Genomic DNA, 26208 nt, shown 5'->3' on the forward strand with positions numbered 1-26208 from the left:
CGTAGCGGGGCCCTCGTGTCGCCTGGTGCCGATGTCAGTTGGCGAGCACCCGTAGCGTGAACGCGGACTCGCCGTTGCCCGTGCTCGAGCTGTTGAGACCGACCGCGCGCATGCCCTCCACGACGGCCCTCTCCTCGCCCTTGAGCTCGCCGACGTAGGTCTTCTCCAACTTGTCGAGGTCGAGGAACAGGACGGCGTTCGAGCCGGTGACGTCGCCGACCGCGGCCTTGAAGGTCTCCGCGTCGACGAGCCTGCCGCCGGCCTTGAGGTCGTCGGCGTAGTCGGGAGTCGTCGCGACGTAGACCTTGTCGCCCTCGACGCGCGTCGTGAGCGCGTCGCTCCCGCCCATGGCGGCGCCGGTCAGCTGACCGACCAGCTTGGCCGCGCGCTTGGCGTCGCTCGAGACGACCTTGGCGCCCATGACGAAGGCGTCGCTCTTGAAGTCCTGCTGGGGCACCGCGACGGTGAACGAGCGTCCGAGCAGGACCTTGAGGTCGTCCGGCAGCTTGACGCCGAGCTCGCGCTCGATCTCGGCGAGCACGTCCGTCTGGCCGGCGCCCATGGCCCCCAGGGTGTTCAGCTGCTTCTCGAGCTGAGGCCAGGACGCGTCGATGGCCTGGTCCGCGCCCGAGATGTGCAGCGCTGCCATCGTGTTGGCCGGGAGGTTGGCGACCTCGGCGCCGTCGCCCTTGGGCATCACCTTCGGGTCGCCGCCGCGGACGACACCCGCGAGCTCGAGGTACTCGGCGTCGAAACGCAGCGCTGCAGCGACCCGGCCCTTGGCGTCGCCGACGGGTGCCGGACTCGCGTCACCGCTCAGCTTCTGGATCTCCTTGAGGCCGGTGCCCATGTCGAACCACGCCGACAGGACGCCCTGCTCGCCGAGGGCGGCCATGTCCTCGGTGAACCCGGTGTTGTGGGAGAGCGTGCCCTTGGCCGCTGCGGCCAGGGTGGCATCACCGACACCCGGAGGCGTGATGATCGCGTAACCGTCCTTCATCCGCAGCTCGGTGTCGTCGCTCTTGTCGCACGCGAAGAGCCGGGTCAAGGTGTCCTTGGCCGCGGCCTCGTCCTTGACCTGGACGGCGATGGCGACGTTGGGCTTCTCCTGGGTGCCACCGGGGCGCAGGGCGGCGCCCACGCGGTCGCCGAGCCAGGGCGCGATGTCCGTGTCGTAGGCGAACTTCGCGACGCAGTCGTTGCCGGCATCCTTCGTCACGAGCTCCCACAGCTTCTTGCGCGGGTCGTCGCTGCCGAGGGTGTTGCGCACGTCCTTGAGCTTGCCGAGGAAGCGGACGGCAGCGACCTTCTGGCCGGCCGACGGGTCGATGTCGAGGCGGACGTACGCGTACGCGTCGCCCGGCAGCACGTCGGAGGGCTGGGAACCGCTGCCGCTCAACGACTGGTAGGCGAAGGCGCCGGCGCCACCGACCAGCAGTGCCGTGACGAGGGCCCCGACGAGGACGCCGGTGCGCTTGCGGCCACCAGGCGCGGGAGGCGGCGGCTCGTCGGCCAGCGGGACACCCGCGGCGCCCGGAGCGGTTGCCACTCCCGTGGCGGCCGGGTAGTCGTACTGCGGGACGGGCGTCGTGGGTCCGCTGGCGGACCCGTGGCCGGGACCGAGAGAGGGTCCGTTGCTGGCGTCGGTCATAGTGTGCTCCCCTGAAGAGTTCGGCGTCCGAGGTCGGTGGACGGTCGAGAGGACGATACCGGCCTTGTCGGATGTTCGCGGGCGGTTGCGACAACGCTCCGACGACGCTCTCGCGCGAAGGGGTTCCGGCCTGGTCGATGGCAGACTACTGGGGTGCGGATGAGCCACTTCTGGACCTTGATGGAGGACGAGTTCGGCGCGGCCTACGCCGGGTCGCTCGCCCGCGACCACGTGCTCGGTGCCCTCGGCGACCGGACGGTGCTCCAGGCGCTCGCCGACGGCGACCCGCCGCGCGACGTGTGGGACGCGCTGTGCGTCGACATGGACGTGCCTCCCGAGCGTCGGCTGGGACGTGACTCGAAGGTTGCGCGCGGCGCGCAGGGCGGCCAGGCAGGACGTCCGTGACCTTCGCGCCAGCGCGAGTCACCCTGCGACGCGGTGACATCACGACGGACGACACCGCCGACGCGATCGTCAACGCGGCCAACAGCTCGCTCCTCGGAGGAGGCGGCGTCGACGGGGCGATCCACCGCGCCGCGGGGCCGGACCTGCTCGCCGAGTGCCGGCTGCTCGGAGGGTGCCACACCGGCGACGCGAAGATCACCGGCGCCGGTCGGCTCCCCGTCCGCCATGTCATCCACACCGTCGGTCCGGTCTGGCGCGGGGGAGGCCACGGTGAGGCTGACCTCCTCGCCAGCTGCTACCGCCGCTGCGTCGAGGTCGGCGACGAGGCGGGGTGTGCGGTTCTCGCCTTCCCCGCGATCTCGTGCGGCGTCTACGGCTACCCCCTCGAGGAGGCCGCCGAGGTCGCCGTGCACGCCCTGGTCGAGGCGCTCGAGCGTCACCCGGGCGTGCGGGAGGCACGCTTCTGGCTCTTCTCCGAGCAGGCGTACGCGGCCTTCCACCGGTCCTTGGCGGACGCTGCTGCGACGCAGTGAGGTTGGTTCGACGACGGGTCGGCGTGTCGCGCCGACGTCGAACACCTGTTCGGTAATGTTCTCCACAGGTCCTGCGCCACCACCCACATCATCCACAGGCCGTCTCGTGGTTCATCCCGATGTCGGCGCCGGCACCTAGCGTCTGACCCGACAGCGGATCTCTCAGGACGAGCCGTCACCCGGGTCGAAGGTAGACGACCGCAGCGCAGACGGCAGATAGGTGACCGACATGGCATCGGTGCAGGAAAAGGACAAGGACAAGGCCCTCTCCTCGGTGATGGGCCAGATCGAGAAGAGCTACGGCAAGGGCGCCGTCATGCGACTGGGCGACGACATCCGCCCGCCCATCGAGGTCATCCCCACCGGGTCGATCGCCCTCGACGTCGCGCTCGGCATCGGCGGTCTGCCGCGTGGTCGGGTCGTCGAGATCTACGGCCCGGAGTCCTCGGGCAAGACGACGGTCGCGCTCCACGCGGTCGCCAACGCGCAGAAGGCCGGCGGCATCGCGGCCTTCATCGACGCCGAGCACGCCCTCGACCCCGACTACGCCAAGAAGCTCGGCGTCGACACCGACGCGCTGCTCGTGTCCCAGCCCGACACGGGGGAGCAGGCGCTCGAGATCGCCGACATGCTGATCCGCTCCGGTGCGATCGACATCATCGTCATCGACTCGGTGGCCGCGCTCGTGCCCCGCGCCGAGATCGAGGGCGAGATGGGTGACAGCCACGTCGGCCTCCAGGCCCGGCTCATGAGCCAGGCGCTGCGCAAGCTGACCGGCGCGCTCAACAACACCGGCACGACCGCGATCTTCATCAACCAGCTGCGCGAGAAGATCGGTGTCATGTTCGGCTCGCCCGAGACGACCACCGGTGGCAAGGCGCTGAAGTTCTATGCCTCGGTGCGCCTCGACGTGCGTCGCATCGAGACCCTCAAGGACGGCACCGACCCCGTCGGCAACCGCACCCGCGTCAAGGTCGTCAAGAACAAGGTCTCCCCGCCCTTCAAGCAGGCGGAGTTCGACATTCTCTACGGCCATGGCATCTCCCGTGAGGGCGGCCTCATCGACATGGGCGTCGAGCACGGCTTCGTCCGCAAGGCGGGCGCTTGGTACACCTACGAGGGCGACCAGCTCGGCCAGGGCAAGGAGAATGCCCGCAACTTCCTCAAGGACAACCCCGACCTCGCCGACGAGATCGAGAAGAAGGTCAAGGAGAAGCTCGGCGTCGGGCCGCGCGTCGACCAGCCCGCCGAGGTCGCGGACGTGCCCGTCGACTTCTGATCATGGGCGCCTCCGACCAGGAGACCGTGAACGACCGCCTGGCTCGCGCCGCGGCCGCCCTCGCCGAGGCAGAGGGCCTCGCCGGGGCGCGGGCCGGCGGTGCTTGGGGCTCGCAAGCGGTGGAGCGGCCCGACTGGGCGCCCCCGCCCGACGATCCGCAGGCCGTGGCCCCCGAGGCCGACGCCGACGCGGTGGCGAAGGCCATCGTGCTGCGTCAGCTGAGCATGGCCCCTCGCAGCCGGGCCCAGCTCGAGAAGAAGCTGCGGCAGCGTGGCTGTGACGACGAGGTCGCGGCTCGTGTGCTCGACCGGATGACCGAGGTCGGGCTCATCGACGACGAGGCGTACGCGCAGATGCTCGTGCGCTCGCGACAGTCCGGCAAAGGGCTCGCGCGGCGAGCGCTGGCTCACGAGCTGCGCAAGCAGGGCATCGACCAGGAGGTCGCCGACGAGGCGCTCGGGCAGGTGGGCGCCGGCGACGAGCGCGTCAAGGCCGAGCAGCTCGTCGCGAAGAAGCTGCGCACGATGCGCGGCCTCGCCCCCGACGTCCAGGCCCGGCGCCTCGCCGGCATGCTCGCGCGCAAGGGCTATCCGGGCGACCTGGCATGGCGGGTCGTCCGCGACGCGATCGACGGGCTGCCCGAGCACCAGCGCGACTGAACGGCGCGCCCGAGCGTGGCAGGAAGGTCCCGGGAACGTCGCGCGATGGTCGTGTCAACGCAGCGGAGACCGCGAGGGGGTGAGGACCGTGTGGTCCTCACCCCCTCGGGTGCTTCGGTCGCGCTCAGGCCTGGGACGGGACCAGAGCGATCGCCGAGACATCGAACTCGAGCTTGACCTTCTCGCTCACGAGGACGCCGCCCGTCTCGAGCGCAGCGTTGAAGGAGAGGTTCCACTCGGTGCGGTCGATGGTGACGCCGCCCTCGAAGCCCACACGGGTGTTGCCGAACGGGTCCTTGGCCGAGCCGGTCTCCTCGAACGGAACCGTGACGGACTTGGTGACGCCGTTGATCGTCAGGTCACCGGTGATGTCCCAGTCGGAGCCGTCGCGCTCGACGTTCGTCGAGACGAACGTGATCTGCGGGTGGTTGGCGATGTCGAAGAAGTCAGGGGTCTTGAGGTGGCCGTCGCGCTGCTCGTTGCCGGTCGTGACGCTCGCAGCCTGGATCGTGACGGTGACCGAGGAGTTGGCCGGCGTCGTCGTGTCGACGTGCGCGCTGCCCTCGAACTCGTCGAAGTGGCCGCGGACCTTCGTGACCATGGCGTGGCGGGCGGAGAAGCCGATGCGCGAGTGGCTCGGGTCGATCGTGTAGTCGCCGGAGATGTCGTCGACGGCGACAGAGCTGGTCTCGGCGGGAGCCTCGGTGACGGCCTGGTCCTTGGTGCGGTTGAAGAGTCCCATGATGTGTCCTTCGTGCTGGTGGCTGGAGTAGTGGTTGAACTTTCAACAACTATGATGGATGCAAGTTGTTGAATTGTCAAGCATGCTCGTCAACGGCGCTCGGCTGGAACCTATTCCCCGGCCAGGTCGTCGGCTGGCCGCGGCGCCGGTCCGCACGCCGTACCCTTGTCGGTGCCATGACAACGCAGAACTCCGCGCAGATGCCCGCCGCGACCGGGCGCAGGACCTACGACGTGCGCACCCACGGGTGCCAGATGAACGTCCACGACAGCGAGCGCCTCGCGGGCCTGCTCGAGACGGCCGGCTACGTCGACCTTGCCAGCCTGCCGGCGGGGGAGCGGCCGGAGGTCGCCGACGTCGTGGTCTTCAACACCTGTGCCGTGCGCGAGAACGCCGACAACAAGCTCTACGGCAACCTCGGCCAGCTCCGTCCGGCGAAGCAGAAGAACCCAGACATGCAGATCGCCGTCGGCGGCTGCATGGCCCAGAAGGACCGCGGCACCATCGTCCAGCGCGCGCCGTGGGTCGACGTCGTCTTCGGCACGCACAACATCGGCTCGCTGCCGGCCCTGCTCGACCGCGCTGCGCACAACAAGCGTGCCGAGGTCGAGATCCTCGAGAGCCTCGAGGTCTTCCCGTCCACCCTGCCCACCCGCCGTGACTCCGCCTACAGCGCCTGGGTGTCGATCTCCGTCGGCTGCAACAACACGTGCACGTTCTGCATCGTGCCGAGCCTGCGCGGCAAGGAGCAGGACCGCCGGCCGGGCGAGATCCTCGCCGAGATCGAGGCTCTCGTGGCCCAGGGGGTCGTCGAGGTGACCCTGCTCGGCCAGAACGTCAACACCTACGGTGTCGAGTTCGGCGACCGCCTGGCGTTCGGCAAGCTCCTGCGCGCCTGTGGCGAGATCGAGGGTCTCGAGCGGGTGCGGTTCACCAGCCCGCACCCGGCCGCCTTCACCGATGACGTCATCCTCGCGATGGCGCAGACCCCGAACGTCATGCCCAGCCTGCACATGCCCCTGCAGTCGGGCTCCGACAAGGTGCTCAAGGACATGCGCCGCTCGTACCGCAGCGCGAAGTTCCTCGGCATCATCGAGAACGTCCGCCGGCACATCCCCGACGCGGCGATCACGACAGACATCATCATCGGCTTCCCGGGCGAGACCGAGGAGGACTTCCAGGACACCCTCGACGTCGTGCGCGAGTCACGCTTCTCCAGCGCCTTCACGTTCCAGTACTCCATCCGGCCCGGCACGCCCGCCGCCACGATGGACGGCCAGGTCCCCAGGCCGGTCGTGCAGGAGCGATTCGACCGGCTCATCGCCGTCCAGGAGGAGGTCAGCTGGGCCGAGAACCGGGCGCTCGAGGGCCGCGAGGTCGAGGTGCTCGTCGCCCCGTCCGAAGGGCGCAAGGACTCCGAGACGAAGCGCCTGTCGGGTCGGGCCCGCGACAACCGTCTCGTCCACTTCGCCGTGCCGATGGGTGCGGACGTCCCCCGCCCCGGCGACATGGTCACCGTGCAGGTCACCTACGGCGCCCCGCACCACCTCGTCGCCGACTCCGGCATCGAGGGTGGCACGTACGCCGTCCGGCGCACTCGCGGCGGTGACGCGTGGTCGGCGCTCCAGGACGCACCACAGGGCACCGGCAAGCCGGCGGTGAGCCTCGGCATGCCGTCCATCGGCCGCCCGGCAACCGCATCGGTCGCCCCGGGCTGCGCGGCGCCCTGACCCGCAACGGCTGCGCCGCAGACCCCGTACGCGGGGCGTTCGGGGCGCGTCGCGCAGGGCCCGACCGGCTCAGGCCGATTCGGGAGAGCTCGAGCCCCCGTGCTTGACTTGGCGCATGACCGTGCGCCCCATCGTCATCTCCGGTGAGCCCGTGCTGCACCGGGCCGCCGCCCTCGTGACGCAGTTCGACGACGACCTGCGCACCATCGTCGACGACATGTACGAGACGAACATCGCCGCCAACGGTGTGGGCCTCGCGGCCCCCCAGATCGGCGTCGGGCTGCGTCTCTTCGTCTGGAGGATGGCCAACGAGGACGGCGTGCCGGAGCAGGGGCACGTCATCAACCCGACCGTGACCACGTCGAAGGTCCCGCAGGAGCGGCCCAACCCGGACGAGGAGACCGAGGGCTGCCTCTCGGTGCCCGGCGAGGCGTTCCCGCTCAAGCGCGCCGAGCGGGCCCACGTGGTCGGGGTCGACGTCGACGGCTACCGCGTCGAGTTCGACGCGACCGGGTGGTTCGCCCGCTGCATGCAACACGAGTACGACCACCTCAACGGCACGCTCTACGTCGACCGGCTCGACGAGCGGCAGTCGAAGAAGGCGCGTAAGGCGGTCAAGCGCAACGGGTGGGGCAAGCCCGGCAGCTCATGGCTCCCGGGCGTCGACCGCGACCCGTTCGGTCACGATGACGACAGTGACGAGCACGCCGACGAGCTCGTCGGCTGAGTGCCGCGGCCGCTGTCGACGTCGTGCCCCTGCCCAGGTCCCGTGGTCCTGCCGTGAGCGCTGAGTCGCTCGCCTCGGATGCCCCGCCGATCGTCGCCGTCGTCGGTGCGACCGCCACGGGCAAGTCCGAGCTCGCGCTGGACCTCGCCGAGCGCCTGACCGGTGAGGTCGTCAACGCCGACGCCATGCAGTTCTACCGTGGCATGGACATCGGCACGGCCAAGCTGTCGGTCGCAGAGCGACGAGGGATCCCGCACCACGAGCTCGACGTGCTCGACGTGACACAGGAGGCCAGCGTGGCCGCCTACCAAGGCGCGGCACGCAACGACTTCGCCGCCATCACGGCGCGGGGCCACCGTCCCGTCCTGGTCGGTGGATCGGGCCTCTACGTGCGCGCGGCGCTCGACCGGCTCGAGATCCCGCCCACCGACCCCGAGCTGCGGCGCCGGCTCGAGGCGGAGGCCGAGATGATCGGCCCCGCGGCCCTGCACGACCGGCTGCGCCGGGTCGACCCACAGGCGGCGGCCGTGATCCTGCCGGGCAACGTCCGACGTGTGGTGCGCGCCCTCGAGGTGGTCGAGGTCACCGGGCGTCCGTTCAGCGCCTCCATGCCAAAGCGTGAGTTCGCTTCTCCTGCAGTAGTCCTCGGGCTCAGGGTGGAGCGAGACGTGCTGGACGAGCGCATCGTGCGTCGCGTCGATCGCATGTGGGACGACGGTCTGCGCGCAGAGACCGAAGGGCTGCTGGGCGCCGGCCTGCGCGACGGCGTGACGGCGAGCCGAGCGATCGGCTACAACCAGGCCATCGCCGTGATCGACGGTCTCATCGACGAGCACCAGGCACGCAGCGAGACCGCGCAGGCCACGCGTCGCTACGCCCGACGCCAGGAGTCCTGGTTCCGCCCCGACCCACGCATCGTCTGGCTCGACGCCCTCGCGGACGACCTGGTCGACCAGGCCCTGAACGCGGTGCGTGGGGCGGATGCGACCGCGCGACACGGCATACCGGAGAATGGCTGACATGACGCGCTTCACCAAGGGCCACGGCACCGAGAACGACTTCGTCCTCGTCCCTGACCTCGAGGGCTCGCTCGAGCTCACCCCCGCCCAGGTGCAGCGCATCGCCGACCGGCACGCGGGTCTCGGCGCCGACGGCGTCATCCGCGTCGTGCGCACCGCCTACGCCACAGACGACGCCGTTCGCGCGCAGGCGCATGAGGCGGAGTGGTTCATGGACTACCGCAACGCGGACGGGTCGCTCGCGCAGATGTGCGGCAACGGCACCCGCGTCTTCGCCGAGTACCTGCGCCGCGAAGGCCTCGCCTTCGGGCCGACGTTCGCCATCGCCACCCGTGCGGGCGTCAAGACGGTCCGCGTCCTCGAGGACGGGTATGCCGTCGACCTCGGCCCGTGGCGGCTCGTCGACGAGGAGGGGGCCCGCCGCGACGGCTTCGACGTCATGGTGAAGCCGCGCCACGGCAAGCCCGTGCCGGCCCTCTCTCTCGACCTCGGCAACCCCCATGCCGTCGTCATGCTGCCCGAGGGCATCACCCTCGAGAACCTCGACCTCGGCGAGGCGCCGCAGCTGCACCCTGAAGCCTCCGACGGCGCCAACGTCGAGTTCGTGCGGGCGGTCGGTGCCGGGCACATCGCGATGCGCGTGCACGAGCGGGGGGTCGGCGAGACCCGGTCGTGCGGAACGGGTGCGGCGGCTGCTGCACTCGCGACCCGCTTCTGGTCCGGCGTCGAGGACGACTCGCCGTGGACGGTCGACGTGCCGGGCGGTCGCCTCACCGTGACGCCCCTGCCCGGTCAGCGCGTCGAGCTCGCCGGCCCCGCGGTCCTCGTCGCCGACGGCGACTTCCCGCTCTGACCCCTGCCACGGTGCAGGGCGTCCTGGTCGGCGCCGGACGCGGTCGCGGGATCGGTGCCGGCGAGCCGGTGACCCTCGAAGAGCGGGCCGCCGTGCTGGGCGAGCACGTCGTCGGCGAAGGCCAGGAGCGGTGACACGTCGCCGGCCGCGGCCGTGACGAGCGCCTGCTCGTGGCGCGGGCGCCAGTCGGTGCCGTCCCGCGCGTCGAGGTCGGCGAGCTCGCGGGCGACCCACTTGCCGCGGCCCCACCAGTGCCTGGCCCCGTGCAGGAGCAGGTGTGCCGCCTCGTCGGCGAGCATCGTCGCGGTGACGAGGCGCTCGTGGGCGTCGTGCGCGTGCGTCACGTCGTCCATGGCGTCCGTGACGGCGTACCTGAGGGATGCGAGCTCGTCACCGGCGAGCCGCGGCGGTCCCGCGGACAGCAGGGCCCGTGCCGTCGCCTGCCACTGCAGGCCCGATCCGTCGGTGTCGAGGAGCACCTCCGAGCAGCCGAGGAGGCGAGTCATCGTCGGCCGTCCACTGCTCGCGTCACGCCGGACGTAGAAGTCGAGCGAGGTCTCCGTGTGGACGAAGAGCTCGACGGGCCAGCCGCGGTAGCGCCTCGAGTCCCGGAACGGCGCAGGCGGACCCTCGAGCAGGACCGTGACGTCGAGGTCGGAGCCGGGTGTGTCCTGGCCGAGGACGACGCTGCCACCGAGCCACGCCGCTCGGGCGTCGGCGAACCACAGGGCGACGAGGGCGCGCGCGTCCTCCACGGCGGTCGCGACGTCAGGCACGACGCACCTCGAGGATGCGGAAGGCCCTGGCCGAGGACCGGCGCGTGCACCTCAGACCCCAGTCCTGCGCGTTGACCCACTTCTGGAGCGAGTCGGACCCGAGGTGCTTCTGCACGACGAGGTACGCGACACCGTCGGCGGTGAGGCGGGGGAGCCACCGCTCGAGGATGCCGTGCAGCGCCGCCTTGCCCACATGGATCGGGGGGTTGGACCAGATCGTCGCGAAGCGCACGGCGTCGGGGACGGCGTCGGGCTCGCAGAAGGTGGCCGTGCTCACCCCCGCGGCCGCGGCGTTGGCGCGCGCCAGGTCGAGGGAACGACGGTTGACGTCGACGCCCCAGACGCGCGCCCGGGGGGAGCGGAGCGCGAGCGCGATCGAGATCGGGCCCCAGCCACAGCCGATGTCGAGCAGGTCGCCGGCCGGGCTCGGGTCGGGTGCACCCGAGAGGAGCACCGCCGTGCCCGGGTCGAGCCGGTCCGGGGAGTAGACGCCGCGCGCCGTGGTGACGGTCAGGCGCCTTCCGTCGAGGGTCACCTCGATGGTGCGGCGTTCCTCCGGCGTGGCCGGCTCCGCGCTGAAGTAGTGGTCGGTCGGCTTGCTCATCACCGTCACCGTATCGGCCTCCAGCCCTCGACGCGTCCGGCACCATCGCACCTGCCGGCCCCCTCCATGACACCTCGAAGGCGGCCTTTCGGGCACAAACGAGTGGCTCGTGGCGTTGAACGAGTGGGACCATAGGGAGAACATGACGAGCAACCACACGAACCACCCCAGCGACACCGCTCGCGGCGCAGACCGCGAGCGCGACCTCTTCGCCACCCGCGCCCACGCGCTGGCCGCGGGACTGGACGAGACCGACGAGACGGCATACCCCCTCTACGACGGCGAACAGCTGGACCGCGAGGAGCGCGCCGCGCTGCGTCGCGTCCAGGGCCTCTCGACCGAGCTCGAGGACATCACCGAGGTCGAGTACCGCCAGCTGCGCCTCGAGCGGGTCGTGCTGGCCGGCGTCTGGACCGAGGGCACGGCCTCCGACGCGGAGAACTCCATCCGTGAGCTCGCGGCGCTCGCCGAGACGGCCGGCTCGACGGTCCTCGAGGGCGTCATCCAGCGACGCCAGCGCCCCGACCCCGCGACGTGGCTCGGCAAGGGCAAGGCGCTCGAGCTGCGCGACATCGTCGTCGCAGAAGGCGCCGACACCGTCATCTGTGACGGCGAGCTCGCCCCCAGCCAGCGCCGCGCCCTCGAGGACGTCGTCAAGGTCAAGGTCATCGACCGCACCGCGCTGATCCTCGACATCTTCGCCCAGCACGCCAAGAGCCGGGAGGGCCGCGCTCAGGTCGAGCTGGCCCAGCTCCAGTACCTCCTGCCGCGCCTGCGTGGTTGGGGTGAGTCGATGTCGCGACAGGCCGGTGGCCGCGTCGCCGGCGGTGAGGGCATCGGATCACGCGGACCCGGTGAGACGAAGATCGAGCTCGACCGCCGCCGCATCAACACGAAGATCGCCAAGCTGCGCCGTGACATCAAGGGCATGAAGACGAGCCGCGACACCCGTCGTCAGTCGCGCCGTGTCGGCGGTGTGCCGTCAGTCGCGATCGCCGGCTACACGAACGCCGGCAAGAGCTCGCTGCTCAACCGCCTCACCGGCGCCGGCGTGCTCGTCGAGAACCAGCTCTTCGCGACCCTCGACCCGACGGTGCGCCGCACCGAGACCGAGGACGGCCGCGTCTACACGCTGGCCGACACCGTCGGCTTCGTGCGCAGCCTGCCGCATCAGCTCGTCGAGGCGTTCCGCTCGACGCTCGAGGAGGTGGCCGACTCCGACCTGCTGCTGCACGTCGTCGACGGCTCGCATCCCGACCCCGAGGGCCAGATCACGGCCGTCCGGGAGGTGCTCGCCGAGGTTGGCGGCGACCAGATCAAGGAGATCATCGTCGTCAACAAGGCCGACATCGCCGACCCGGAGGTGCTCGACCGGCTCCGCCGCCACGAGAGGCACTGCGTCACCGTGTCGGCCCGCACCGGTGCCGGGCTCGACGAGCTGCGCGTCCTCATCGACCAGGAGCTGCCCAAGCCGGACATCGAGGTCGAGGTGCTCGTCCCCTACGACCGGGGCGACCTGATCTCGCGCCTGCACGACGAGGCCGAGATCCTCGAGAGCGAGCACGTCGCCGACGGCACCCGGGTGCGTGCCAAGGTCACGCCGACCATCGAGGCGGACCTCACGGCATACGTCGTCATCGCGAGCTGACGGCACGTCCGTCGCCGACCGGCCCACCAACGTGGGGCCGGTCGGCATGTCGAGGCAGGGCTGTCGGTGACGTCGACGAGGATGGTGCCATGGCCCTGGAGATCCCGTGCCCGTACTGCGGCACCCAGATGTACGCCGAGCAGGCGCACAACCGCTGCCCGAAGTGCCTCTACATCGAGCCCTGCTGCGACGGCGCACCCCAGGCGGTCTGCGAGACGCGCGCTCCCGAGCGACAGAAGCAGTGAGCGACCAGATCCCCGAGCCGGACGCCTGGATCGTCACCAACCGCCTCGTCCTGCGTCGTCCGAAGCCTGCTGACCTCAGCGACTACATCCGCCTGCACACCGACCCGCGGACGTATGAACATTCGCCGGGGAGCATGCCGAGCCCCGAGCGCTGCCGACAGCGACTGGCCGACGACCTCACCGACTGGGAACACGAGGACCTCGGGTATGCCGGCGTCGTCGACCGCGTGACGGGCGAGGTCGTCGGCTGGGCGGGCTTGCGGCACAAGGACTCCGACAGCGGCCTCCTCAACCTCTACTACCGTCTCGCGCACGACCGGCTGGGCGCCGGGCTCGGTCGCGAGATCTCCCGCGCCGTGGTCGCATGGGCTGCCGAGCATCGCCCAGACGCCCTCGTGACGGCCATGGTCGACACCGTCAACGCGGCGTCACTGCGCACCGCCGCGGCGGCCGGGCTGGTCCAGATGGGGACGCGACTGGCCAAGGACGAGCCCGACGGCGAGCCGATGGCGTACTTCGAGGCGCCGAGCGTCCACGCCGTGCCGTCGCAGGCGGTCGACGCGACCATCCGCGAGGCGGTCGTCGACCTCTGGGTGCGCGTCAACGACGCGGGCGGCTCCGTGGGCTTCCTGCCCGGCGCGCCGCGTCGTGACGTGGCAGCCGCCCTCGACCGGCACCTCGACGACGTGCACGAACGCCGTTCCCTCCTGTGCGTGCTCCGCGACCCGGGCGGCAAGCTGCGCGGGATCGGCCTGTGGGAGCACTCCCGTGGGTTCCCGTACGACCACGCCGCCGGGTTGAAGCGCCTCATGGTCGATCCCGGCGCGCAGGGCCGCAACCTCGGCCGCCTCCTGCTCGGCGGCATGGTCGGCATCGCGCGACGAGAGCTGCCGTGGGTCGAGCTGCTGCGCCTCGACTACCGCGACGGTCTGGGGCTCGGCGACTTCTACGGGCGCGCCGGCTGGACCGAGGTCGGGCGCGTCCCTCGGGGGCTACGGCTCAGCGCGACGGACTACCGCGACGACGTCGCGATGGCCCGCCGCGTCGACGGCACGCCCCTGCGGTAGCGGATGTCCGGCAGGGCAACGGCCTCAATCGAGAAGTACAAAGCCGGCGATCTGGAGCACCGTCAGGCGTTGGGAGCCCAGTGCGGGTCGCGGCCGAGGTGGCGCAGCAACGCGTCGAGGGCGTCGCCGTCGTCACCGGGCAGGGCATCTGCGTAGGCGAACCCGCGCAGGGGCTCGACGATCTGCAGTGCGACCTCGTGGAGCTGGCCCGCCAGCGCGGAGTCGACCGGCGACGGCTGACCCGTCGCGACGGCGATGTCCCACGCGTGCACCGCCGCGTCGAGCGCGGCGGCCCCGACGGCCACGGGTGCGGCGAGCGAACCCTGGGGGAGCGGAACCGGCACCGCCGCGTCGTCTGTCCCGACCTTCGAGAACGCGAGCCATGCGGCGGCGAGGGGCGGTTCGACCAGTGCGAGGGCATCGTCGTCGAGCGTGCCCGACGGGGCGAACGGGTCGTAGGACGGGAAGCCACCCTCGCCGAGCACCGCTGCATACGCCTGCTGGTCGCCCGCAGCGTGCTGGAGCACCTGCGCCACGGTCCAGTCAACGCACGGGGTGGGGCGCGTCCAGTCGTCGTCACGGACTCCGGCGACGGCGGAGCGCAGGGCGGTGTGGGCCGAGGCAAGAATCGTCCAGGTGGTCTGCATGGTCGGGCCTTTCGATTCGGAATGGAGCGTTCCGTCAAAGGTTAACGGAACGCTCCATTCCGATCAAGTGCTAACCTCGGGCCATGACGAGCGAGACGCCGCAGCCCGCCCCGACCGCACGCCCGCGCCGCGGGCGTCAGGCCGAGGCCGCCCGCAACGACGAGGCGATCCTCGAGGCGGCACGCGCCGTCCTGCTCCGTGACCCCGCAGCCTCCATGGCGACGGTCGCGCAGGCGGCCGGGGTCGGCGTGGGTGGTCTCTACCGGAGGTATGCCGGCCGCGACGAGCTGTTGCAGCGCATCTGCGGCGACGGGCTCCGTCATTTCGTCGCGCTGGCCGAGACGGCGCTCGCCGACGAGGGCGATGCCTGGGGTGCCTTCGAGACCTTTGTCCGTGGCGTCGTCGAGGCGGACGTCCATGCGCTGACCGCGCGCCTGGCGGGCACCTTCACGTCCACCGACGAGCTGCGCCGACTCGCGACGCGCAGTGGCGGGCTCGTCGACGAGATCGTCCACCGGGCCCAGGAAGCCGGGGACCTGCGCCCCGACGTGAGCTCGGCCGACCTCCCCATGCTCTTCGAGCAGCTGACCGCCGTACGCGTTGACGACCATGGCCGCACCAGCGCGCTCCGCCGGCGCTACCTCGCCCTCCATCTCGACGCCCTTCGGCCGGGTGGCACGCCGCTGCCCGACGTCCCACCTCCGACGAGCGCCGAGCTGCGCGAACGCTGGGACCGCAGTCACTGACAGCCGAGTCAAGCAGACACCGGGGACACGTGGCACGCGCCGTGGGTGGTGCGGCATACCCTGACCCAATGGCCCAGCGACCCGCGCTCGACGACCTCCTCCACGCCGCGGTGTCGGGAGTCGGTGGCGTGGAGCGGCCCGGGCAGGTCGAGATGGCCAAGGCCGTCGCCACGGCGATTGATGCGGGGGAGCACCTGCTCGTGCAGGCCGGCACCGGCACCGGCAAGTCGCTCGCCTACCTCGTCCCGGCCGTCGCGCACGCCTTCGAGGCCGGCAAGCCGGCCGTCGTGGCAACGGCCACGCTCGCGCTCCAGGCGCAGATCGTCGACCGCGACATGCCACGCGTCGCCGACGCGCTCGCCCCCGTCCTCGGTCGCCGCCCGACCTACGCCCTCGTCAAGGGACGCCGCAACTACGTGTGCCTCAACAAGCTCGAGGGTGGCTTCCCCGACGAGGAGGACGGGCTGCTGTCCGTGGGGCAGGTCGACGCCTCGGTCGGCCGACTCGGGCAGGAGGTCGTGCGGTTGCGCGAGTGGGCGTCGACCACCGAGTCCGGCGACCGCGACGAGCTCGTGCCGGGAGTCTCGGAGCGAGCCTGGCGCCAGGTGTCCGTGTCGGCGCACGAGTGCATGGGCGGCAAGTGCCCGCTCGTCGGCGAGTGCTTCGTCGAACGTGCGCGCGAGGCGGCCAAGGACGTCGACGTCGTAGTCACCAACCACTCCTTCATGGCGATCGACTCGTTCGAGGGTCGCCAGATGCTTCCCGAGCACGACGTCCTCGTCGTCGACGAGGCGCACGAGCTCGTCGACCGCGTGACCGCGACGATCACCGACGAGCTGACCGGCGCGATGGTCATGACGGCGGCCAAGAGGGCCGGTCGCATGTCCGAGAACACCGCGGCGCTCGACGAGGCGGGAGAGCTGCTCGCGGCCGCGCTCGAGCCGATCGAGGAAGGGCGCATGCTCGGCGTCCCCGACTCCGTCGGCCTCGCCCTGGCGCGCGTCCGCGACACGGCCCGTACGGTCCAGAGCGACCTCAAGCCGCCACCCGGCCAGGAGGCCGACGGAGCCCGCCAGGTCGCGCGGGCCGCCGTCGACGAGGTCCACGAGAACGCCGAACGCATCCTCGAGGAGCGCGAGCTCGACGTCGTCTGGCTCAACCGTGACCCCAGGCGTGGTCCCGTGCTGCGCGTCGCCCCGATGAGCGTCGCCATGCTCGTGCGCGACAAGGTCTTCGAGGAGCGCACCGTGGTCCTGACCTCGGCGACGCTCGAGCTGGGCGGCACCTTCGACGCCGTCGCCGGCACGATCGGGCTGCGCGGCGACGGCGCACCGTCCTGGCAGGGCCTCGACGTCGGGAGTCCCTTCGACTACCCGAAGCAGGCGATCGCCTACGTCGCCGCCCACCTCCCGCCACCTGGCCGCGACGGCGCGGGCGACGACACCCTCGACGAGATCGAGCAGCTCGTCCGGGCGGCAGGCGGCCGCACCCTCGGTCTCTTCTCGTCGACGCGCGCGGCGCAGACGGCGGCAGAGATCATGCGGGCCCGGTTCGGCGACGACATACCCGTGCTGTGCCAGGGCGAGGACCAGATCACGACGCTCGTTCGCCAGTTCGCGCGCGAGCCCCGCACCTGCCTCTTCGGCACGCTCACGTTGTGGCAGGGTGTCGACGTGCCGGGGTCGTCGTGCCAGCTCGTCATCATCGACCGCATCCCGTTCCCCCGGCCCGACGACCCACTGGCGTCAGCGCGCTCGCAGGCCATCGCGCGCATGGGCGGCAACGGATTCATGGCGGTCTCCGCCACCCACGCCGCGCTCCGCCTCGCCCAGGGCGCCGGACGGCTCGTACGCCGGGCTGACGACCGTGGAGTGGTGGCCTTCCTCGACTCGCGGATGATGACGGCGCGGTATGCGGGTTTCCTCCAACGCTCCCTGCCGCCCTTCTACCCGACAACCGACAAGGCGATGGTGCTCGCGGCGCTCGCGCGCCTCGACGCCATTGCTCCGCCGCCCGTCGCCGTCGAGGAGCCGGCGCTCCGCTCGCTCACCGGTGCCCGAGCCGACACCGACGGCACCGAGCACCCGCGGCCGGTCGCCGTCCCGCCGCCGGTCATGGCCTCGTCACGCAGCGCGGTCACGTCCGGGCATGCGTGGACCGACGAGCAGGACGAGGAGCTGCGCGACGCTGCCGAGGCCGGCATGCAGCTCGACGAGCTCGTCGACCACTTCGAGCTGCCCGAGGAGACCATCTCGGCCCGGGTGGAGCAGCTCGGACTCAGGCTCGCCTCGGGCGCGCTCTTCGACTGACCCGCGTCACGCGCCGACCTCTCCCTCGTCACGCGGCGCCCCTGCGCAACACACCGAGAAAGACGCAACACACCGGCATCCGATCACGGTGTGTTGCGTCCTTCTCGGTGTGTTGCGGGGTCTTGGTGTGTGGCTGGTCCTACTGCTTGGCGGACGAGCCGGGCACGGCCGGGAGCTGGAGCAGGTTCTCGGTGCCCTGCGGGACGACGATGAGCGAGTCGCCGTGCTCGCGGAGCATGTCGATGTACTTGCTCATGAGGACTTGTTCGTTGAGGCGGTTCTGGCACTTGTCGGACGTGACGGGCACGACCTTGACCGCCGTCACCTCCTTGCCGTTGATGACCTCCTTGACCTGCGTGGAGGTGGCGCCGCAACGGATGATCTGGTCGGCGTCCGACGTCGCCTGGGCCTCGGTCTTCGTGATCTCGGCCTTGGCGAGGGCCGTCTGGAGATCCGCCTTGGCGGCCTCGGCGTTGGCCAGGGAGCTCTGCACCTTGTCGTAGTTGGCCTGGACGTTCTGGTCGAGAGTGATCGCGCGCGGGTCGACCTGCTCGACCGTGACGCCGACCTCGCCGAGGCGCTTCTCGAGACCCTCGGTGATGCGCTGGGCGAGCAGCGCGCGCGACTGGCGGACCGTCGCCGCGGTGAAGGTCGTCGGCGCGTCCCTCGTCACGGACGAGACGCCGGGCAGCACGGCCCGCGAGATGAAGGTGTCCTGGTCGGGGTACTGGCGCACGATCTCCGGCAGCTTGCCGGGGTTGAGCGAGTAGCGGATCGTCACGTCGTAGGCGACGGTCGCGTTGTCGCTCGTGACGGTCGAGACGCGGCCGCCGTCCTCGTCGAAGGAGATCGTCTGGTTGCGGATGTCGAAGGTGATGAGGTCCTGCCATGGCGCCTTGAGGTGGATGCCGGTGGCGCTGATCGCGTCGTCGCCGACGGTGCCGAAGGTCTTCGTCACGGCGGCCTCGCCTGCGTCGAGCCGGAAGTAGGAGGCGCCCGCGACGAGCACCACGGCGACGCCGAACGGTGCGACGGCCCAGCGGCTGAGCTTCTTCGGGTGCTCCTTGAGGCGGAGCAGGACGACACCGGCGACGACGAGCAGGAGGGCGAGGACGAGGGCGAACATGACCTTCACTTCCAAGGGGGACGGGGCGGGCGCGGCTGTCGGGCCCGCATGGCACAGTTGACGCCATGACCGACCCGGCCGTTCCGCCTCTCGTCCTCGTGACCGGCCCCGAGGAGGTCCTAGTCGAGCGCGCCGTCGCCGCGGTGCTCACCGCGGCCCGCCAGGCCGACTCCGAGGTCATCCGCATCGACCCAGCGACGTACGAGTCCGGCGCTCTCCAGCTGCACGCGAGCCCGTCCCTCTTCGGCGGAGCGAAGTGCATCGTCGTGCGCGACCTCCACGAGTCGCCCGACGAGCTCCAGCTCGACCTTCTGTCCCTCCTCGATACGCCCGATCCCGACGTCAGCCTCGTGGTCGCCCACGGTGGCGGCATGAAGGGCAAGAAGGTTCTCGACACGATGAAGAAGGCCGGTGCCCGCGTCATCGAGTGCCCGGCGGTCAAGTCCGACCGCGACAAGACCGACTTCGTCATGAAGGAGTTCGCCGCGGCCCGGCGCAAGATCACGAGTGACGGGGTCCGGGCGCTCATCGAGGCAGTGGGCAAGGACCTGCGCGAGCTGGCGGCGGCCTGCTCGCAGCTCGTCTCGGACACCGAGGGCACCGTCGACGACGCCGTCGTCGACACCTACCACGGCGGCAAGGTCGAGGCCACGGGCTTTCGGGTCGCCGACGCGACCATCGCCGGCCAGTCCGGGGAGGCGCTGCGCCTGCTGCGTCATGCCATCGCGACGGGACTCGACCCCGTTCCGATCGTCGCCGTCATCGCGTCACAGCTACGACAGCTGATCAAGGTCGGCGCGGCCGGCCGTGGCAGCTCGGCGCAGCTGGCAAAGACGCTCGGCATGGCGCCGTGGCAGGTCGACAAGGCGCGCCGCGCGGTCGGGCACTGGAGCGCCGACGGCCTGGCCGTCGCCGTCCAGGCCGTGGCCGCGGCCGACTTCGAGGTCAAGGGCGGCGGGCGTGACCCCGTGTATGCCGTCGAGCGGGCGATCCTCACCATCTCCCGCGCGCGTGCGGCTCGCTGAGGTCCTACCGCGGTGATCGACGCGCCTGACCGCCAGGTTGACCGAGCGAGTCGAACGGACACGTGAGGGTCCGGTGAGGTGGCGCGGGACGGCATACGGCCGGTTTGGTCGCGGGTGCCCGCCGCTGGTAACTTTGACCTTCGCGTGCGCGCTCAGGTCGTGCGCGCATGCAGCACCATCCAGAGCTGCTCACGCAGGGTGTCCCCACGCCCGGTCCCGAGCAGCTTTGCCGCCCTCTAACGGCAACCATCCGACCGAACGAAAGAACACACGTGGCAAACATCAAGTCGCAGCTCAAGCGCATCAAGACGAACCAGACGCGCACCGAGCGCAACAAGGCCGTCAAGAGCGAGCTTCGCACCTGGATCCGCAAGGTCCGCGAGGCCACGGCCTCCGGCGACAAGGACGCGGCCGCCGACGCCCTCAAGACCGCCTCGAAGAAGCTCGACAAGGCTGTCTCGAAGGGTGTCATCCACCAGAACCAGGCCGCCAACAAGAAGTCGGCCATGGCGAAGAAGGTCGCGTCGCTCTGACGCACCAAGCTCTCGCGTGAACGGGCCCGTCACCTCACGGTGACGGGCCCGTTCTGCATCCCGGATCGAACGAGCTCAGCGCCCGTCGAACGCGCGGGCTGCAGCGATGACCTCGTCGTAGCGCTCCCGCCCCAGCACCGCGCCCTCTCGGCGCACCCCGTCCGGGTCCACGCGCACGAGCCGGTCGACCCGCACCTCGCTCGGTCTGCCCCGCCGGTCCCACGAGCCGGAGCCTATGTCGACCCACTCACGTCCGGAGCGGCGCTCCTGCAGCGCATCGCGGTCATGGTCCTTGCTCGTGAGCGGCAGGCCGACGAGCCAGTCGCCGTCGCGGCCGACGATGAGCACCGGGCGGTCCTTGCCGCGGCCGTGGTCCTCCTCGTAGGGCACCCACGCCCACACGATCTCGCCCGGGTCGGGCCGTCCGTCGGGCTGCGGCGCGTAGGTCGTGTCGGGCAGCGTCGTCACGTCACCCGGGTATGCCGCGCCGCCACCACCCGAGCCCGCCCCACGGCCGGTCGGGGCCCGAACGGGATGGGTGCCTGGGGGTGGCTGCGACGGCGAGGTCGGGCTCGACGCGCTGCGCACGAGACCCCGCAGCCGGCCGACGATGCGGTCGAAGGTGCTGGGCATGGGAATCACCGTAGTCGCAGCACCGTTACCGTTGTGGTCCGAGACCGGGTCGACGGCGATCCGCACCACGCCAGCTCGGCGCAGCCACCCTGCCGAACGCCGACCATCGACCGAACCCGGAGAACAGCTCGTGAGCCCCGCCGCCAGACGTACGACCCTCGCCATCCTCGCGCTCGCCGCCGGCGGTTTCGCGATCGGCACGACCGAGTTCGTCACGATGGGCCTGCTGCCCCAGATCGCCGATGGCACGGGGGTCGACATCGCGACGTCCGGTCACTACGTGTCGGCATACGCGCTCGGCGTCGTCGTCGGGGCGCCACTCATCGCGGTCATGGCGGCGAAGGTGCCGCGCAAGGGCCTGCTCATGGGCCTCATGGCGTTCTTCGCCGTCGCGCACCTCGCCATCCTCGCCGCCAACACGTACCCGACCGTGATGGCCGCCCGCTTCCTCGCCGGTGTGCCGCACGGCGCGTTCTTCGGGATCGGTTCGGTCGTCGCTGCCTCCCTCGTGTCGCACCAGCGCCGCACGGCCGCCGTGGCCGCCATCCTCGGTGGCCTCGGCGTCGCCAACGTCGTCGGCGTGCCGGTCGCCACGCTTCTCGGACAGCGGTTCTCGTGGCACCTGCCCTACGTGCTCGTCGGCGTCGTCGCCGCGGCCACGGTCGCGGCCATCGCGATCTGGCTACCGCACCAGCCGCCGAGCGGACACGAGTCCATGCGCTCCGAGATGCGCGCCCTGCGGCGCGTCCAGGTGTGGCTCGCACTGCTCATCGGGACCGTCGGCTTCGGCGGCATGTTCGCGATGTACTCCTACATCACGCCGACGATGACCGAGCTCGCCGGCCTCGAGGATCGCTACATCCCATGGGTCCTCGCGGCGTACGGCGTCGGCATGGTGTCCGGCATGGTGGTCAGCGGACGCGTGGCCGACCGGGTCGGCGTCCTCAAGGGAATCATCGTCTCGCTGGGCCTCATCGCGGTCCTGCTCGCCGTCTTCGGCACGGCTGCGCGCACGCTCTGGCTCGCGGTCGTCCTGGTGTTCGTCCTCGGCCTGCTGCCCTCGATCGTCGTGCCGCTGCTGCAGACCCGCCTGATGGACGTCGCCCACGAGGGGCAGTCCCTGGCAGCGGCGCTCAACCACTCGACGCTCAACACGGCCAACGCCCTCGGCGCATGGCTCGGTTCGATCGTGCTCGCTGCCGGCTGGGGCTACGGCGCCCCGAGCCTCGTCGGTGCAGGGCTCGCCGTCCTCGGGGTCGGCGTGGCGCTTGCCTCGGCCGTCCTCGAGCGGCGCGGGCCGACCGGCACCGCGGCGGACCGGTCCACGTCGCCCGTCGGGGCGGCCTCCGTCGTCTGAGCCGTCCGTCATCGGGATTTGTCGGCACGCCGGTTCTCCAAATAAGGTGAGGCTTGCCTAAGAGGGCCACGGGTCGGCGCAACTCACACCTGCACAACCACGACGGCCCGCTTGACCGATCTACTTGGCTGACCTACCGACCCACCGACCCACGGAGCCCCTGGTGAACCGCCGTCGCCGCCTGCCTCTAGCTGTCTCCGCTCTCACCGCCGCGGCCCTGCTCGCCCTCACCGCCTGTGGCGGCGGCAGCACCGTCGTCGACAAGACCGAGGGCGCGGACCTCGTCATCTACAGCGGCCGCAACGAGACGCTCGTCAAGGGTCTGCTCGACGACCTCGCCAAGGAGACCGGGGTCAAGGTCGGGGTGCGCTACGCGACCTCCGCCGAGCTCGCCGCCCAGCTGCTCGAGGAGGGCGACGGCACGCAGGCCGACCTCTTCTTCAGCCAGGACGCCGGGGCGCTCGGTGCCCTCGCGGCCGCCGGACGTCTCGACACGCTGGATGCGTCCGTCGTCGGCAAGGTCCAGGACGGCTTCGCCGACAAGAGCAACCGCTGGGTCGGCACCTCGGCCCGCGCGCGCGTCATCGCCTACGACCCGCGGAAGGCGCCCGAGGTCGAGCAGATGACGACCATCGATGCCGTCCTCGACCCGAAGTACAAGGGTCGGGTGGGCTTCGCGCCGACCAACGCGTCGTGGCAGGCGTTCGTCACGACCCTGCGAGTCACACGCGGCGAGGACCAGGCCCAGGCGTGGCTCGAGAAGTTCAAGGCCAACGAGCCGAAGTCGTACGACAACAACATCGTCGCGCTCGACGGCGTCGAGAAGGGCGAGGTCGCCCTGGCGCTCATCAACCACTACTACTGGTACGAGCGGGTCGCCGAGAAGGGCGCGGCCGCAGTCGCGTCCAAGCTGCACTTCCTCCACGGCGACGACCCGGGTGCCCTGATCAACGTCGCAGGCGTCGGCATCCTCAAGGGCACGGACCAGAAGGCCGCTGCCGTCAAGGCCGTCGAGTACCTCCTCGGCCCGAAGGCGCAGTCCTACTTCGCCTCGAAGACCTTCGAGTACCCCGTCGTCGAGGGCGCCGAGGTGCCGAGCGAGCTGCCCCCGCTCGAGGACCTCGACGGGCTCGCCCTCGACCTCAACCGCCTCGAGTCCCTGGACAAGACGCTCGAGCTGCTCGACGAGGTCGGACTCAGCTGACCCTCGCGTCCGTCCGCGCGCGCACGGCGGACCGGACCGCACGCACCGGCGGCCGGCCACCGGCGTGGCTCGTCGTCCCCGCGCTAGCCGGGGCGCTGCTCGCGCTGCTGCCGCTCGGCTACCTCGTGGTGCGGGCTGTCGAGGCGGGAGACCGCGTCGGACGGATCCTCTTACGCCCCAGCACGATCGAGCTCGTCGGGCGAAGCCTCGGGCTCGTCGTGGTCGTCACCGGTCTCTGCCTCGTCATCGGTGTCGGGGTGGCCGCGCTCGTGACGCGCACGTCGCTGCCGGGGCGGCGTTGGATCGGGGCACTCGCCGCGTTGCCGCTCGCGGTCCCGAGCTACGTCGCGGCGTTTGCCTGGATCGCGGCGGTGCCCTGGGCACGCGGCTTCGTCGGTGCCGCGACCGTGCTGACCCTGTGCACCTACCCGTACGTCCTGCTGCCCGTCGCGGCCGCCATGCGCGCCGTCGATCCTGCGCAGGAGGAGGTGGCGCGCAGTCTCGGCAGGAGCCCGTGGCGCACCTTCTGGTCGGTCACCGTCCGCCAGGTCTGGCCGGCCGCTGCCTCGGGAGCTCTGCTCGTCGCGCTGTACACGCTGAGCGACTTCGGCGCCGTGTCGCTGCTGCAGTACGACGTGTTCACCCGCGCCATCCACACGTCATACCGCGCAAGCTTCGACCGCACGCCGGCCGCAGTCCTCTCGCTGTTTCTCGTCGTCCTCACGGTCCTCATCGCCCTGGGGGAGCGCCGCTCCCGTCGCGGGCTCGAGCAGGCACGCATCGGCTCGGGAGTCTCGCGTCGCGCCGACCCGATCCGCTTGGGCCGTTGGGCGGCCGCCTCCGCGTCGGTCGCCGTGCTCGCGGTGCTGGGGCTCGCCCTCGTCTTCCCTGTCGTCTCCCTGCTCTACTGGTTCGCCACCGGCCTGTCCGCAGGCATCGACGCCGAGCGGCTGGTGTCCAGCGCGGGCACGACGGTCCTGTTCGCGGTGCTCGGGGCCCTCGTGACGATGGCGCTCGCGGTGCCGGTCGGGGTCCTCGTCGCGCGCTACCGTTCCCGCTCGTCGTCGGCGATCGAGCTCGCCGCGTGGGCGGGGCACGCGTTGCCCGGCATCGTCGTGGCGCTGGCGCTGGTGTTCTTCGGCGTTCGCGTCGCGCAACCCATCTACCAGCGCACCCCTCTCCTGCTCATCGCGTATGCCGTCCTCTTCCTCCCGGCAGGCGTCGGCGCGGTGCGTGCGGCCGTCGCGATGAGCTCGCCCCGCGTCGAGGAGGTGGCCCGGTCGCTGGGCAGCAGCCCGCTCGACGTCCTGCGGCGGGTCACGCTACCGCTCGCTGCGCCGGGCATCGCCGCCGGCACTGCCCTGGTCGTCCTCACGATCATGAAGGAGCTGCCGGCGACGCTCCTGCTGCGGCCCACGGGCACCAACACGCTCGCGACGAGTCTGTGGACCGAGACCGGTGTCGCGGCATACGCCGCTGCCGCGCCCTACGCACTCGCCCTCGTCGTGCTCGCCGTCGTGCCGACGCTCTGGCTCATGCACGCGCAGGGCCGTTTGGCTGCGACGGAGGGACCTGTGAATGGCATGGTGCTCAAGCCGATCCGAGGAGTGGCCGATGAGTGACGTGACCCTGAGAGGCGTGACGAAGTCCTTCGGTGCGACCACCGCGCTCGACGAGGTCGACCTCGACCTTGCCTCCGGTCGGCTCACCGCGATCCTCGGACCGTCCGGCTGTGGCAAGACGACGCTGCTGCGCGTCGTCGCCGGTTTCGCCCGTCCCGACCGCGGCACCGTCTCCGTCGACGGCCGGCTCGTCGAGGGCCCCGGCAAGCACGTGCCGCCCGAGCGGCGAGGCGTGGCCATCGTGCCCCAGGAGGGCGCTCTCTTCCCGCACCTCGACGTCGCGGCCAACGTGGGCTTCGGCCTGGGCGTGGGACGTCGAGGCGGGCCTCGAGGGAGCCTGAGCCACGCGGCTGCGCGAGAGCGCGTGGCCCAGATGCTCGACCTCGTCGGGCTCGCCGGTCACGGAGACCGTCGGCCGGACCAGCTCTCCGGCGGGCAGCAGCAGCGGGTGGCGCTGGCACGGGCCCTCGCCCCCAGCCCGGAGGTCGTCGTGCTGGACGAGCCGTTCTCCGCACTCGACGCCGGCCTGCGCGCCCAGGTGCGCGGCGAGGTGCGCTCGGTGCTGCACGCCATCGGTGCCACGGCGGTCATCGTCACGCACGACCAGGAGGAGGCCCTGTCGATGGCGGACTCCGTGGCCGTCATGGACCACGGAAGGGTGCTCATGCACGCGAGCCCCGTCGAGGTCTACCAGCGCCCGCTCGACCTCGACGTCGCGCGCTTCGTCGGTGACCTCGTCGAGCTGCCGGGGACGAAGTCAGGTGACGTCGTCGAGACGCCGCTCGGCCGGCTGCCGCTGCACGGCCCGGTCGCGGCCGACGGGCCGGTGCTGGCGGCGCTGCGCCCGGAGCAGATCCGGGTCGACGCGCGACTCGAGCGCGACGGCCATCGGGCCCACGTCGACGACGTCGTCTTCCACGGGCACGACGCCCTCGTCCGGCTGACCCTGCTCGAGGCCGACCCGGCGGTGCGCGTGTACGCCCGCACGGTTGCTCCGCTCCGGCCCGGCGACGACGTCGCAGTGCGCGTCATCGGCCCGGCCCTCGCCTACGCCCGGTGACCCTCGCG

26 protein-coding genes are annotated in these 26208 nt (G+C 71.2%); 19 read left to right on the plus strand and 7 right to left on the minus strand.

What is annotated here, in order from left to right:
* Positions 1 to 34 precede the first annotated feature (34 nt).
* Positions 35 to 1651 carry a DUF3352 domain-containing protein gene (locus ACFQU3_RS01755; protein ID WP_385905584.1) on the minus strand — a complete coding sequence of 539 codons (1617 nt, stop codon included), beginning with the start codon at positions 1649 to 1651 and terminating at the stop codon, positions 35 to 37.
* 159 nt (positions 1652 to 1810) lie between these two features.
* On the opposite strand from ACFQU3_RS01755, the gene ACFQU3_RS01760 reads away from it, so the two are divergent.
* From ACFQU3_RS01760 to ACFQU3_RS01775, 4 genes are all read left to right on the plus strand, one after another.
* A complete protein-coding gene (locus ACFQU3_RS01760; RefSeq protein WP_385906584.1) occupies positions 1811 to 2056 on the plus strand; it encodes a DUF3046 domain-containing protein in 246 nt (81 codons plus the stop codon).
* Positions 2053 to 2589, plus strand: coding sequence for an O-acetyl-ADP-ribose deacetylase (locus ACFQU3_RS01765; RefSeq protein WP_385905586.1), 537 nt, complete (start codon positions 2053 to 2055; stop codon positions 2587 to 2589). Before ACFQU3_RS01760 ends, ACFQU3_RS01765 begins: the two co-directional genes overlap by 4 nt.
* Positions 2590 to 2818: 229 nt before the next feature.
* A complete protein-coding gene (recA, locus tag ACFQU3_RS01770) occupies positions 2819 to 3868 on the plus strand; it encodes a recombinase RecA (protein WP_385905589.1) in 1050 nt (349 codons plus the stop codon).
* A 2-nt stretch (positions 3869 to 3870) separates the two neighbouring features.
* Positions 3871 to 4527, plus strand: a complete 657-nt coding sequence (locus ACFQU3_RS01775; protein ID WP_385905592.1) for a regulatory protein RecX — start codon at positions 3871 to 3873, stop codon at positions 4525 to 4527.
* A 124-nt stretch (positions 4528 to 4651) separates the two neighbouring features.
* On the opposite strand, the gene ACFQU3_RS01780 is transcribed toward ACFQU3_RS01775, so the two are convergent.
* On the minus strand, positions 4652 to 5269 hold the full coding sequence (locus ACFQU3_RS01780; protein WP_385905595.1) for a YceI family protein: 618 nt from the start codon (positions 5267 to 5269) through the stop codon (positions 4652 to 4654).
* A gap of 176 nt (positions 5270 to 5445) precedes the next feature.
* Here ACFQU3_RS01780 and miaB point away from each other — a divergent pair, with 176 nt between their 5' ends.
* The 4 genes from miaB to dapF all read left to right on the plus strand — a co-directional run bounded on the left by miaB (position 5446) and on the right by dapF (position 9598).
* Complete coding sequence (miaB, locus tag ACFQU3_RS01785; protein WP_385905598.1) at positions 5446 to 6999, plus strand: tRNA (N6-isopentenyl adenosine(37)-C2)-methylthiotransferase MiaB; 1554 nt, start codon at positions 5446 to 5448, stop codon at positions 6997 to 6999.
* A 115-nt stretch (positions 7000 to 7114) separates the two neighbouring features.
* The gene (gene def, locus ACFQU3_RS01790; RefSeq protein WP_385905601.1) at positions 7115 to 7726 is read left to right on the plus strand and encodes a peptide deformylase; all 612 of its coding nucleotides are present in this window, start codon (positions 7115 to 7117) and stop codon (positions 7724 to 7726) included.
* Between the two features lie 53 nt (positions 7727 to 7779).
* The gene (gene miaA, locus ACFQU3_RS01795; RefSeq protein WP_385905604.1) at positions 7780 to 8745 is read left to right on the plus strand and encodes a tRNA (adenosine(37)-N6)-dimethylallyltransferase MiaA; all 966 of its coding nucleotides are present in this window, start codon (positions 7780 to 7782) and stop codon (positions 8743 to 8745) included.
* 1 nt (position 8746) lies between these two features.
* Positions 8747 to 9598, plus strand: coding sequence for a diaminopimelate epimerase (dapF, locus tag ACFQU3_RS01800; RefSeq protein ID WP_385905607.1), 852 nt, complete (start codon positions 8747 to 8749; stop codon positions 9596 to 9598).
* On the opposite strand, the gene ACFQU3_RS01805 is transcribed toward dapF, so the two are convergent.
* Positions 9538 to 10374: a hypothetical protein gene (locus ACFQU3_RS01805; protein ID WP_385905610.1), complete on the minus strand. Its 837-nt coding sequence runs from the start codon at positions 10372 to 10374 to the stop codon at positions 9538 to 9540. The genes dapF and ACFQU3_RS01805 overlap by 61 nt on opposite strands.
* The gene (locus ACFQU3_RS01810) at positions 10367 to 10978 is read right to left on the minus strand and encodes a class I SAM-dependent methyltransferase (protein WP_385905613.1); all 612 of its coding nucleotides are present in this window, start codon (positions 10976 to 10978) and stop codon (positions 10367 to 10369) included. Before ACFQU3_RS01810 ends, ACFQU3_RS01805 begins: the two co-directional genes overlap by 8 nt.
* Positions 10979 to 11120: 142 nt before the next feature.
* On the opposite strand from ACFQU3_RS01810, the gene hflX reads away from it, so the two are divergent.
* From hflX to ACFQU3_RS01825, 3 genes are all read left to right on the plus strand, one after another.
* Positions 11121 to 12626: a GTPase HflX gene (gene hflX / locus ACFQU3_RS01815; RefSeq protein ID WP_385905615.1), complete on the plus strand. Its 1506-nt coding sequence runs from the start codon at positions 11121 to 11123 to the stop codon at positions 12624 to 12626.
* Between the two features lie 89 nt (positions 12627 to 12715).
* Positions 12716 to 12871: a hypothetical protein gene (locus ACFQU3_RS01820; protein WP_385905618.1), complete on the plus strand. Its 156-nt coding sequence runs from the start codon at positions 12716 to 12718 to the stop codon at positions 12869 to 12871.
* A complete protein-coding gene (locus ACFQU3_RS01825) occupies positions 12868 to 13938 on the plus strand; it encodes a GNAT family N-acetyltransferase (protein ID WP_385905621.1) in 1071 nt (356 codons plus the stop codon). Before ACFQU3_RS01820 ends, ACFQU3_RS01825 begins: the two co-directional genes overlap by 4 nt.
* A gap of 62 nt (positions 13939 to 14000) precedes the next feature.
* Here the strand turns inward: ACFQU3_RS01825 and ACFQU3_RS01830 are convergent, their stop codons facing one another.
* Positions 14001 to 14585, minus strand: a complete 585-nt coding sequence (locus ACFQU3_RS01830; RefSeq protein WP_385905625.1) for a TIGR03086 family metal-binding protein — start codon at positions 14583 to 14585, stop codon at positions 14001 to 14003.
* 83 nt (positions 14586 to 14668) lie between these two features.
* Between ACFQU3_RS01830 and ACFQU3_RS01835 the strand changes: the two genes are divergently transcribed.
* Both ACFQU3_RS01835 and ACFQU3_RS01840 read left to right on the plus strand, forming a co-directional pair.
* Positions 14669 to 15331, plus strand: a complete 663-nt coding sequence (locus ACFQU3_RS01835; RefSeq protein WP_385905627.1) for a TetR/AcrR family transcriptional regulator — start codon at positions 14669 to 14671, stop codon at positions 15329 to 15331.
* A gap of 68 nt (positions 15332 to 15399) precedes the next feature.
* On the plus strand, positions 15400 to 17640 hold the full coding sequence (locus ACFQU3_RS01840; protein ID WP_385905630.1) for an ATP-dependent DNA helicase: 2241 nt from the start codon (positions 15400 to 15402) through the stop codon (positions 17638 to 17640).
* Between the two features lie 139 nt (positions 17641 to 17779).
* Here the strand turns inward: ACFQU3_RS01840 and ACFQU3_RS01845 are convergent, their stop codons facing one another.
* Entirely contained in the window at positions 17780 to 18766 is a 987-nt protein-coding gene (locus ACFQU3_RS01845) for a prohibitin family protein (RefSeq protein ID WP_385905633.1), read from the minus strand.
* Positions 18767 to 18831: 65 nt separating this feature from the next.
* On the opposite strand from ACFQU3_RS01845, the gene holA reads away from it, so the two are divergent.
* Both holA and rpsT read left to right on the plus strand, forming a co-directional pair.
* Positions 18832 to 19791 carry a DNA polymerase III subunit delta gene (gene holA, locus ACFQU3_RS01850; protein ID WP_385905636.1) on the plus strand — a complete coding sequence of 320 codons (960 nt, stop codon included), beginning with the start codon at positions 18832 to 18834 and terminating at the stop codon, positions 19789 to 19791.
* 272 nt (positions 19792 to 20063) lie between these two features.
* Complete coding sequence (rpsT, locus tag ACFQU3_RS01855; protein WP_385905639.1) at positions 20064 to 20324, plus strand: 30S ribosomal protein S20; 261 nt, start codon at positions 20064 to 20066, stop codon at positions 20322 to 20324.
* 75 nt (positions 20325 to 20399) lie between these two features.
* On the opposite strand, the gene ACFQU3_RS01860 is transcribed toward rpsT, so the two are convergent.
* The gene (locus ACFQU3_RS01860) at positions 20400 to 20957 is read right to left on the minus strand and encodes a type II toxin-antitoxin system PemK/MazF family toxin (protein ID WP_385905642.1); all 558 of its coding nucleotides are present in this window, start codon (positions 20955 to 20957) and stop codon (positions 20400 to 20402) included.
* 130 nt (positions 20958 to 21087) lie between these two features.
* On the opposite strand from ACFQU3_RS01860, the gene ACFQU3_RS01865 reads away from it, so the two are divergent.
* From ACFQU3_RS01865 to ACFQU3_RS01880, 4 genes are all read left to right on the plus strand, one after another.
* Positions 21088 to 22314 (plus strand): MFS transporter, encoded by a 1227-nt coding sequence (locus ACFQU3_RS01865; protein ID WP_385905645.1) that lies wholly within the window; start codon positions 21088 to 21090, stop codon positions 22312 to 22314.
* Between the two features lie 163 nt (positions 22315 to 22477).
* Positions 22478 to 23518: an extracellular solute-binding protein gene (locus ACFQU3_RS01870; RefSeq protein WP_385905648.1), complete on the plus strand. Its 1041-nt coding sequence runs from the start codon at positions 22478 to 22480 to the stop codon at positions 23516 to 23518.
* Positions 23519 to 23646: 128 nt separating this feature from the next.
* Positions 23647 to 25140, plus strand: a complete 1494-nt coding sequence (locus ACFQU3_RS01875) for an ABC transporter permease (protein ID WP_385905651.1) — start codon at positions 23647 to 23649, stop codon at positions 25138 to 25140.
* Positions 25133 to 26200 (plus strand): ABC transporter ATP-binding protein, encoded by a 1068-nt coding sequence (locus ACFQU3_RS01880; RefSeq protein ID WP_385905654.1) that lies wholly within the window; start codon positions 25133 to 25135, stop codon positions 26198 to 26200. The genes ACFQU3_RS01875 and ACFQU3_RS01880 overlap by 8 nt, the downstream gene beginning before the upstream one ends.
* Positions 26201 to 26208: the final 8 nt, after the last annotated feature.

Source organism: Terrabacter sp. GCM10028922 (genome assembly GCF_042666095.1).
Classification (GTDB): domain Bacteria; phylum Actinomycetota; class Actinomycetes; order Actinomycetales; family Dermatophilaceae; genus Terrabacter.